This window comes from Amycolatopsis sp. cmx-4-54 (assembly GCF_046548895.1).
Classification (GTDB): Bacteria; Actinomycetota; Actinomycetes; order Mycobacteriales; family Pseudonocardiaceae; genus Amycolatopsis.
On record NZ_JAEBEJ010000010.1, the window covers coordinates 265,426 to 274,407 of the forward strand.

Genomic DNA, 8,982 nt, shown 5'->3' on the forward strand with positions numbered 1-8,982 from the left:
GCACAAGTACGTGAAGGCCCCTTCATTGCGCTAGACGCAGTGAAGGGGGCCTTCATGTACTCCGGTCAGAGAAGCTGCGGCGCTCAGGCCAGCCAGGCGATGGCGCCGCCGATCGCCAGCACCGCGCCGATCCCCAGCACGACGGCCATGAACTTGACGCTCTTCCAGGTCGCGTAGACGCCGCCGATCAGGAAGCCGCCGAGCGCGAACAGCAGCACAGCGATGGTCGTGTTACTCACGACCGCCACCCTGCCACACGTCCGCCACCGCGACCGGGCCGGGCCTTGCCCTCGCGATCGGTCACGGCTAACGTACAACCACATGGTTGTACTTCGAGAGGAGAGCGAGGAGTCGCTCAACCGGCTCTTCCGCGCCTTGGCCGACGGCACCCGCCGCGACATCCTGGCGCGGGCGATCACCGAAGCGCCGTCGGTGTCCGATCTGGCCGCGCACTACGAGATGAGCTTCGCCGCCGTGCAGAAACACGTCGCCGTGCTGCAGCGCGCGGGTCTCGTCCAGAAGCGTGCCAACGGGCGCGAACAACTGGTCTCGACCGACCACGAGCGGCTCCAGCGCGCCACCGAGCTTCTCGACTCCTACGAAGTCCTTTGGCGCCAACGTGTGGCGCAGCTCGACGATGTACTGCGGGAAGGGGAATGACGTTGCCGATCACCTCTGTCACCAAGGAGCCCGAAAAGCTCAGCCTCACCGTCGTGGCGGACTTTGCCGTTTCGCGGAAACGCCTTTGGGAGGCCTGGGCCGATCCACGGCAACTCGAACGCTTCTGGGGACCACCGTTCGCACCGGCCACGTTCACCCATCACGATTTCCGGGCAGGCGGCCGCGCCGAATATTTCCTGACCGGGCCCCACGGGGAGAAGTGGCCCAATTCCTGGAAGTTCACCGAGGTGAGCCCCATCGACTCCTTCGAGGCGGAGGACGGTGACGACAACACCGAAGACGAGGCCATGCCCACCTCGATGACCTTCACCTTCGAGACGACACCCACGGGATCACGGATGATCCACGTCACGCGGTTTTCCAGTGTCGAAGCCATGGAGAAGACGATCCCGGGAATGGAAGAGGGCTTCCGCGCCGCGATGCCCCAGCTCGACGCACTGCTGGAGACGAAATGAGAAAACTCAAGATCATCGAACACATCTCGATCGACGGCGTGCTCCAGCATTCCGCCGACGAGAACGACTTCCCATACAGCGGCTGGAACATGCCCTACCGGACGCCCGAAGGGCGGGAAGCCATCCTGGCCGCGCATCCCGAGAGCTTCGACCTGCTGCTCGGCCGTCGCACCTACGACCTCTGGTCGGAATACTGGCCCGACGCGCCGAGCGATCCGCTCGCGGACCGGCTCAAGGCGGCGACGAAATTCGTCGTCACCCATCGCCCGGAAAGCCTGAAATGGGGCCCGTTCGAGGGCGTCGGCCCGGACCTCGTCGAAGGTGTTCGCCGTATCAAAGAACAGGACGGTCCGGACCTCATCCTCTCGGGCAGTTCCACGCTGACCTCGGCACTGCTCGAAAACGGGCTCGCGGACGAGGTCTTGCTGGCCGTCTATCCGCTCCTTTTGGGCACGGGCAAGCGTTTCTTCGCCGAAGGAACCCCGGCATGCTCCTTGGAGTTGGTCGGCACCACGAACACCCCGTCCGGCGTGCTCCTCAATACATACGAACCCACCGGACGCGTTTAGTCCTCTGGATGCGGTAGTTGCACACGCAAGGAACGCATCCAGAGGACTAAATGCGGGGGTTAGAGGACGCCCTTCGTCGACGGGATGCCGCCCGCCCGCGGGTCCGGCTCGGTGGCGGCGCGCAGCGCACGCGCGACGGCCTTGTACTCGGCCTCCGCGATGTGGTGCGGGTCGCGGCCGTGCAGCACCCGCACGTGCAGCGCGATCTGCGCGTGGAACGACAGCGAGTCGAACACGTGCCGCGTCAGCACGAACGGGTAGTTTCCGCCGATGGTGAAGCTGTTGAACTGCTCCGGCTCGCCAAGGTGCACGCAGTACGGCCGCCCGGAGACGTCGATCGCGGCGTGCGCGAGGGTCTCGTCCATCGGGATCCACGCGTCGCCGAAGCGGCGGATGCCGCTCTTGTCGCCGAGCGCCTGCCGCAGCGCCTGGCCGAGCACGATCGCGGTGTCCTCGACGGTATGGTGCGCGTCGATGTGCACGTCACCGGTCGCCTGCACCTTGAGATCGAGCGAGCCGTGCACGCCGAACGCGGTGAGCATGTGGTCGTAGAACGGGACACCGGTGTCGATCTCCACCTGCCCGGTACCGTCCAGGTCGAGCTGGACCGAAATGGACGATTCCTTGGTGGTGCGATCCACCTTGCCGACGCGACTCATCGCGGCACCTCCTTGCTGGCCTCGAGAAAGGCGTCGTTCTCTTCCGGCGTCCCGATGGTCACTCGCAGATGCCCTTCGATGCCGACGTCCCTGATCAGCACACCGTTGTCCAAATAGGACTGCCAGGTCGCGGGCGCGTCCGCGAACCGTCCGAAGAGGACGAAGTTCGCGTCGCTCGGGACCGGCGTGAATCCCAAGCCCAGCAACGCTTCCACCACGCGATCGCGTTCGGCCGCGAGTTTGGCGACCGAGGCGAGGGTGGCGTCCGCGTGCCGCAGCGCGGCTCGCGCGGCGGCCTGCGTGAGCTTCGAGAGGTGGTACGGCAGCCGCACCAGCTGCAGCGCGTCGACGATCGCGGGCGCGGCCGCGAGATACCCGAGCCGTCCACCCGCGAAGGCGAACGCCTTGCTCATCGTGCGCGACACGATCAGCTTCGCCGGGTGCTCCTCGATCAGCTCGACGGCGCTCGGCTGCGACGAGAACTCCGCGTACGCCTCGTCGACCACCACGATGCCCGGCGCCGCTTCGAGCAGCCCGTGCAGCTCGTCGAACGGGATCGACCCGCCGGTCGGGTTGTTCGGGCTGGTCACGAAGACGATGTCCGGACGGCGTTCGCGCACCAGCGCGGCCGCCTTCTCGGTGTCGAGCGTGAAATCGTCGCGACGCGGCACCGGCAGCCAGTCGGTGCGGGTGCCCGCCGAGATGATCGGGTGCATCGAGTACGACGGCTCGAAACCCAGCGCCGAGCGGCCAGGACCACCGAAGGCCTGCAAAATCTGCTGCAGGATCTCGTTGGACCCGTTGGCGGCCCACACGTTCGACTCCGACACGAGCACGCCGGTGGACACCGCGAGATAGTCCGCGAGGTCTTGGCGCAGCGCGACGGCGTCGCGATCCGGGTAGCGGTGCAGCGAAGCGGCCTCGGCGCGGACGGCCTCGGCGACGTCGGCGACCAGCGCGTCCGGCGGCGGGTACGGGTTTTCGTTGGTGTTGAGCCGGATCGGCACATCAAGCTGTGGTGCGCCGTACCGGGTCTTGCCCCGCAGGTCCTCCCGCAGCGGGAGCGAGCCGAGCGTGATCTCCTCGCCGATGCTCATGCGCGCTCCCCCTCGAACCTCGCCGTGATGGCCTCGCCGTGCGCGGGCAGGTCTTCGGCGTTCGCCAGCGCGACGACGCGGCCGGCGATCTCGCGCAGCGCGTCCTGGCTGTAGTCCACGACGTGCACGCCCTTGAGGAAGCTCTGCACCGAAAGCCCGGACGAGTGCCGCGCGAACCCGCCGGTGGGCAGGACGTGGTTCGACCCGGCGCAGTAGTCACCGAGCGAGACCGGCGCGTACGCCCCGACGAAGATCGCGCCGGCGTTGCGAACGCGGGCCGCCACCGTCGGCGCGTCCGCGGTCTGGATCTCCAGGTGTTCCGCGGCGTAGGCGTCCACGACGCGGATCCCGTCGTCCACAGTAGACACGAGGATGATGCCGGACTGCTTGCCGCCCAACGCCTCCGTCACGCGCTCGGAGTGCTTGGTCGCGGCGACGCGGCCGGTCAGCTCCTTGTCGACGGCGTCCGCGAGCTCTTCGGACGTGGTGACCAGCACGCTCGCGGCGAGCGGGTCGTGCTCGGCCTGGCTGATCAGGTCGGCGGCCACGTGCACCGGGTCGGCGGTCTCGTCGGCGAGGATGGCGATCTCGGTCGGGCCCGCCTCGGAGTCGATGCCGATGATGCCGCGCAGCAGCCGCTTGGCGGCGGTGAGATAGATGTTGCCGGGCCCGGTGACGACGTCGACCGGCTCCAGCGTCGCGCCGTCGGTGTCGGTGCCGCCGTACGCGAGCAGCGCGACGGCCTGCGCGCCGCCGGCGGCCCAGACCTCGTCGACGCCGAGCAGTTCGGCGGCGGCCAGGATCGTCGGGTGCGGGAGCCCGCCGAACGCGGCCTGCGGCGGCGAGCACAGCACGAGCGTGCCGACGCCGGCGATCTGCGCCGGGACGACGTTCATCACCACGGTCGAGGGGTACACCGCGAGCCCGCCCGGCGCGTACAGCCCGACGCGCTCCACCGGGATCCAGCGCTCGGTGACGGTGCCACCGTCGACGACCTCGGTCGTGACGTCCTGGCGGCGCTGGTCGCCGTGGACCTTGCGGGCGCGGACGATGGACTCCTCCAGCGCCTCACGGACGGCCGGATCCAGGTTCTCGAGCGCGCTGGTGAGCTCCGCGGCGGCCACGCGGACGCCACCGGGACGGACCTTGTCGAACTTTTCGGTGTACTCGAGAACCGCCTCGACGCCGCGATCGCGGACCGCCTCGACCACCGGCCGTACGTGATGCAGCGCCGCGTCCACGTCGTACTCGGCACGCGGGAGCGTGCGCCTGAGCTCGGCAACGGACGGGACCTGTCCACGCAGGTCGGTACGGTTCAGCATGGGTCAAGGGTACGAGGTGGCCGGATCGCCCCGAGCAGGCACACTGGGGTGGTGACCAGCGATCCCACGATGAGGGAGGCCTCCGTGCCGCGAATCGGGTTGTGCCAGCTCACGGCCGCCGAGGATCCCGAGACGAACCTGAAGCTGATTCGCGAGGGCGTGACGGCCGCGGCGGGCGAAGGCGCCCGGATCGTCGTGTTCCCCGAAGCGGCGATGGCGCGCTTCGGCATCCCGCTCGGGCCCGTCGCGCAACCCTTGGACGGACCGTGGGCGTCCACTGTGGCCGCGCTCGCGGACGAGCACGGCGTCGTGGTCGTCGCGGGCATGTTCACGCCGTCGACCGACGGGCGCGTGAGCAACACCCTGCTCGTCACCGGTGCGGGGCATCACTTCGGCTACGCCAAGATCCATCTGTACGACGCCTTCGGGTTCGCCGAGTCCGACACGGTCGCACCCGGCGCCGCGTCCGCCACCTTCGAGGTCGATGGGACCACGTTCGGCGTCGCGACCTGCTACGACATCCGCTTCCCCGAACTGTTCCGGAAGCTGGCCGACGACGGCGCCGACATCGTCCTCGTGCCGACGTCCTGGGGCGCGGGCGAGGGCAAACGCGAGCAGTGGGAGGTGCTGGTGCGCGCCCGCGCGCTCGACTCCGGCTGCTGGGTGCTGGGCTGCGGGCAGGCCGATCCGGCCACGACCTCGACCCCGGTGAACCCGAAGGCGCCCACCGGAATCGGCTACTCCACGGTGTCCGACGGTTTCGGCCGCGTCCACACCCAGCTGGGCCCCGGGCCGGAATTGGTGGTCGTCGACGTGGATCCCGCGGTCAGCGGGAAGGCGCGGGCGGCGACGGGCGTTCTGGCGAACCGTCGCCTCTAGCGTTCACGGAGCGCTCGAAGAAGGATTCGAGCACCACGATCGTCTGCGTCCCGGTGACGCCCTCGATCGCGTACAGCCTGCGCAGTGACGCCTGCAGTTCCTCGGTGGTCGGCGTGCGCACCTTCACCAGCAGCGAGGCCGGGCCCGCGATGATGTGCGCCTCGACGACCTCCGGCAACGCCTCCAGCGCGGCCTTGGTCGGCGCGTCGCCCATCCACGAGCCCGCCTCGACCAGCACGAACGCCATCACTCCCCGGCCGACCGCCGCCGGGTCGACGTCGACGGTCGTGCGCCGGATGACGCCCTGTTCGCGCAGTTTGCGGACCCGTTCGTGCGCGGCGCCCGCGGACAGGCCGACCGCCTTGCCGAGCGCGGCATACGCCTGAGTCGCGTCCTGCTGCAACGCGGTGAGCAGCATGCGATCTACGTCATCCATAGGTTGACCATATCAAGTTCGGCGGTTCATGATGATCGCAATATCTCATTCAGAGCACTGGGGTTTCCATGGACATGGTCAAGGCGCACTTCGAAGTCCTCGACGAACGGTTCGCCCGCGTCAACGGGGACGAGTGGATGCAGCGGATCCACACCGGCTGCCGGTGGACCGAGGGGCCCGCCTACTTCCCCGCCGGCCGGTACCTGGTGTTCAGCGACATCCCGAACGACCGTGTCCTGCGCTGGGACGAGACCACCGGCGCGGTCGGCGTGTTCCGCGAGCCCGCTGGATTCCACAACGGGCACACCGTCGACCGCCAGGGCAGGCTCGTCAGCTGCGAGCAGGGCGGCCGCCGGGTGACGCGCACCGAACACGACGGCACGACCACCGTTCTCGCGGAGTCCTATCAGGGCAAGAGGTTCAACAGCCCCAACGACGTCGTCGAATCCTCGGACGGCGCGATCTGGTTCACCGACCCCAGTTACGGGATCGACAGTGACTACGAAGGTCATCAAGCCGAGAGTGAGATCGGCGCCTGCCACGTGTACCGGGTCGATCCGGTGGACGGTTCGGTGCGGATCGTCGCGGACGATTTCTCGCGCCCGAACGGGCTCGCGTTCTCGGTGGACGAGTCGCTGCTCTACATCGCGGACACGGGGCAGAAACCCAGCCACCTCAGGGTTTTCTCGGTGGACGAAGGGCGGCTTTCCGGCGGCGAGGTCTTCGCGACCTGCGACGCGGGCGGTTTCGACGGCGTGCGCGTGGACGCCGCGGGCCGGGTCTGGGCCGCGGCGCACGACGGCCTGCACTGCTTCGCGCCCGACGGCACGCGGATCGGGAAACTGCGGATGCCGGAGGTCTGTTCGAATTTGACCTTCGGCGGGCCGCGGCGGAACGATCTGTTCATCACCGCGTCCAGTTCGGTCTACACGCTGCGGGTGAACTTCTCGGCGGCCCCCCGCGTTTAGAGGACTAACGGCGACGCGAAAGTGACCTTTACCGCGTCGTATGCCAGGGTCCCGGCAAAGACGCATAACCGCCGGCGGTGCCGCTCTTGATGATCAGAACTGGACCCTCCGACGGGGCAGGTGTCCGAGGGCCCGAAGGGGATAATGTCCACAAAGGACGCCAGAGGACGGATTGATGTACGTTTGATGCTTATCTGCACGGTTTCGGACGGGGGTCGTGAGTGTTAAGGGTGGTTCTAACGCTCCTTATCACTCACGACCCCTTCACAAACACGGACCCCCGAGAGTATCCCCTGTGGACGGTCGCGCAGGTGTCAGGCCACCGGACGAGCCCCTCCGCCACCACCTTGACCAGCGGATAGACGACTTTGCCGGGGCCTGGCATCGTATGCGGTGAAGGTGTCCTTCACGGACTACCCGGTCGGGCGCCCCGCAACATGCTTGGGGAACGTGCAATGAAGGGGCCTCTCATAGCAAAATTTGCTATGAAAGGCCCCTTCATTGCAGTCTTTCAGCCTGGGGTGCGGGTTTAGCGCAGCAGGCCTTCCCGGATCGCGACGCGCACGAATCCGGCCCGCCGCCGTTCCCCGGTCTTGTCCCGGATCCGGTCGAGGTAGGACCGCACGGTCCGCACGCTGATGTTCAGGATCTCCGCCACGTCGACGTCCCGTTCGCCCGCCGCGACCAGCCGCAGGACCTGTTTCTCCCGTTCGGACAGGACGATCTTGGGCCCGGCGTGGCGGTCTTCGCTGTCCTGGATGATCATTCCGGCCAGCGTCGGCGACACGTACGCGTTGTCCTCGGCGATGGTGCGGATGGCGCGCAGGAGTTCGTCGCCGTCGACGTCCTTGGAGAGAAAGCCTTTCGCCCCGGCCTGCATGGCGCCCAGCACCTCGGGCTGCTCGGCGTGCGCGGACACCACGAGCACCTTGTGCCCCATCTGTCCCACTTCGAGTACGGCGGCGGCGTCCTGGACGCCTCTCAGTTTGAGGTCGAGGACGACGACGCTGCCGGGCGGCTGCTCCTGGACGGCGAACCGCGCGACGGAGTCGGCGACGGCGCCCAGCGCGATGTCGGGCGCTTCGGTGAGAACACGCGCGACGGCGTCCCGGTACAGCGGATGATCTTCGATCACCCCGACGTTGATCGGCGTGGTGCGTTTCGGCTGCTGCTCGTCTGCGTTCACCGGCGTCCTTCGAATCCGCCCGCGTCGGCGCGAGGCGCGACCGGCCGAGACGGGCCGGGCACCTCCGGCGGAGACGCGAGCCCGAGCTGGATGGCCTTGCGGACCAGACCGGCCCGCCTTCTCTCCCCGAGTTTGTCACGGATCCGGTCCAGATAACCGCGGACCGTCCGAACTCCGATGCCCAGGATGCGGGCGATGTCGACGTCGCGTTCGCCCGCCGCGACGAGCCGCAGGACCTGCTTCTCCCGCGCGGAGAGCGCGACGTCCGGAGCCGCGGCGGGACGGTCGGCGTTGTCCTTGATGATCATTCCCGCCACCACCGCGGAAACGTAGGCCCGGCCCCGCGCGACCGTCCTGATCGCGGTCAGCAGCTCGTCGACGTCGACGTCCTTGGACAGGAATCCCTTGGCACCGGCGGCGATCGCGCCGAGCACCTGCTCGGGCTCGGCCTGCGCGGACACCACGAGCACGTGATGTCCCAGTTCGGCCACCTGCAGCACCGCGGCCGCCCCGGCGATCCCCGGCAGGCCGAGGTCGAGCAGCACCACACTGCCGGGCGGCTGCGGATGGACGTGGAACCGGGCGACCGAGTCGACGACCGCGCCCAACTCGATCCCTTCGGCCTCGGTGAGGACCCGGACAACGGCGTGCCGGTACAGCGGATGGTCTTCGATCACCGCGACGTCGACCCGGTCGGTCTCCGGCCTGTCTTCGGTCACCTGCACGTTCC

The 8,982-nt window shown here is 68.3% G+C and carries 12 protein-coding genes; 5 read left to right on the forward strand and 7 right to left on the reverse strand.

The window, feature by feature from the left end; translation table 11 throughout:
- Nucleotides 1-83: 83 nt before the first annotated feature.
- Nucleotides 84-239, reverse strand: coding sequence for a hypothetical protein (locus tag ACLJQ7_RS30465; RefSeq protein WP_167373564.1), 156 nt, complete (start codon nt 237-239; stop codon nt 84-86).
- A gap of 82 nt (nt 240-321) precedes the next feature.
- Here ACLJQ7_RS30465 and ACLJQ7_RS30470 point away from each other — a divergent pair, with 82 nt between their 5' ends.
- Genes ACLJQ7_RS30470 through ACLJQ7_RS30480 form a run of 3 tightly spaced genes read left to right on the forward strand, consistent with a single transcriptional unit; the run spans nt 322 to nt 1,705 of the window.
- Nucleotides 322-660, forward strand: a complete 339-nt coding sequence (locus ACLJQ7_RS30470) for an ArsR/SmtB family transcription factor (protein ID WP_410651601.1) — start codon at nt 322-324, stop codon at nt 658-660.
- Entirely contained in the window at nt 657-1,136 is a 480-nt protein-coding gene (locus ACLJQ7_RS30475) for an SRPBCC family protein (RefSeq protein WP_410651602.1), read from the forward strand. The genes ACLJQ7_RS30470 and ACLJQ7_RS30475 overlap by 4 nt, the downstream gene beginning before the upstream one ends.
- Nucleotides 1,133-1,705 carry a dihydrofolate reductase family protein gene (locus tag ACLJQ7_RS30480; RefSeq protein WP_410651603.1) on the forward strand — a complete coding sequence of 191 codons (573 nt, stop codon included), beginning with the start codon at nt 1,133-1,135 and terminating at the stop codon, nt 1,703-1,705. Before ACLJQ7_RS30475 ends, ACLJQ7_RS30480 begins: the two co-directional genes overlap by 4 nt.
- Nucleotides 1,706-1,764: 59 nt before the next feature.
- Here the strand turns inward: ACLJQ7_RS30480 and hisB are convergent, their stop codons facing one another.
- Genes hisB through hisD form a run of 3 tightly spaced genes read right to left on the reverse strand, consistent with a single transcriptional unit; the run spans nt 1,765 to nt 4,783 of the window.
- A complete protein-coding gene (hisB, locus tag ACLJQ7_RS30485) occupies nt 1,765-2,364 on the reverse strand; it encodes an imidazoleglycerol-phosphate dehydratase HisB (protein WP_007029930.1) in 600 nt (199 codons plus the stop codon).
- Nucleotides 2,361-3,461, reverse strand: a complete 1,101-nt coding sequence (locus tag ACLJQ7_RS30490; protein ID WP_410651604.1) for a histidinol-phosphate transaminase — start codon at nt 3,459-3,461, stop codon at nt 2,361-2,363. The genes hisB and ACLJQ7_RS30490 overlap by 4 nt, the downstream gene beginning before the upstream one ends.
- On the reverse strand, nt 3,458-4,783 hold the full coding sequence (gene hisD / locus ACLJQ7_RS30495) for a histidinol dehydrogenase (RefSeq protein ID WP_410651605.1): 1,326 nt from the start codon (nt 4,781-4,783) through the stop codon (nt 3,458-3,460). The genes ACLJQ7_RS30490 and hisD overlap by 4 nt, the downstream gene beginning before the upstream one ends.
- Nucleotides 4,784-4,867: 84 nt before the next feature.
- On the opposite strand from hisD, the gene ACLJQ7_RS30500 reads away from it, so the two are divergent.
- Nucleotides 4,868-5,662 carry a carbon-nitrogen hydrolase family protein gene (locus ACLJQ7_RS30500; protein ID WP_410651690.1) on the forward strand — a complete coding sequence of 265 codons (795 nt, stop codon included), beginning with the start codon at nt 4,868-4,870 and terminating at the stop codon, nt 5,660-5,662.
- Here the strand turns inward: ACLJQ7_RS30500 and ACLJQ7_RS30505 are convergent.
- Entirely contained in the window at nt 5,610-6,098 is a 489-nt protein-coding gene (locus ACLJQ7_RS30505; RefSeq protein ID WP_410651606.1) for an Lrp/AsnC family transcriptional regulator, read from the reverse strand. The genes ACLJQ7_RS30500 and ACLJQ7_RS30505 overlap by 53 nt on opposite strands.
- A 68-nt stretch (nt 6,099-6,166) precedes the next feature.
- Between ACLJQ7_RS30505 and ACLJQ7_RS30510 the strand changes: the two genes are divergently transcribed.
- A complete protein-coding gene (locus ACLJQ7_RS30510) occupies nt 6,167-7,066 on the forward strand; it encodes an SMP-30/gluconolactonase/LRE family protein (protein ID WP_410651607.1) in 900 nt (299 codons plus the stop codon).
- Nucleotides 7,067-7,595: 529 nt separating this feature from the next.
- Here ACLJQ7_RS30510 and ACLJQ7_RS30515 read toward each other — a convergent pair.
- Nucleotides 7,596-8,252: a response regulator transcription factor gene (locus ACLJQ7_RS30515; protein ID WP_034319368.1), complete on the reverse strand. Its 657-nt coding sequence runs from the start codon at nt 8,250-8,252 to the stop codon at nt 7,596-7,598.
- On the reverse strand, nt 8,249-8,977 hold the full coding sequence (locus ACLJQ7_RS30520; protein ID WP_410651608.1) for a response regulator: 729 nt from the start codon (nt 8,975-8,977) through the stop codon (nt 8,249-8,251). The genes ACLJQ7_RS30515 and ACLJQ7_RS30520 overlap by 4 nt, the downstream gene beginning before the upstream one ends.
- Nucleotides 8,978-8,982 lie beyond the last annotated feature (5 nt).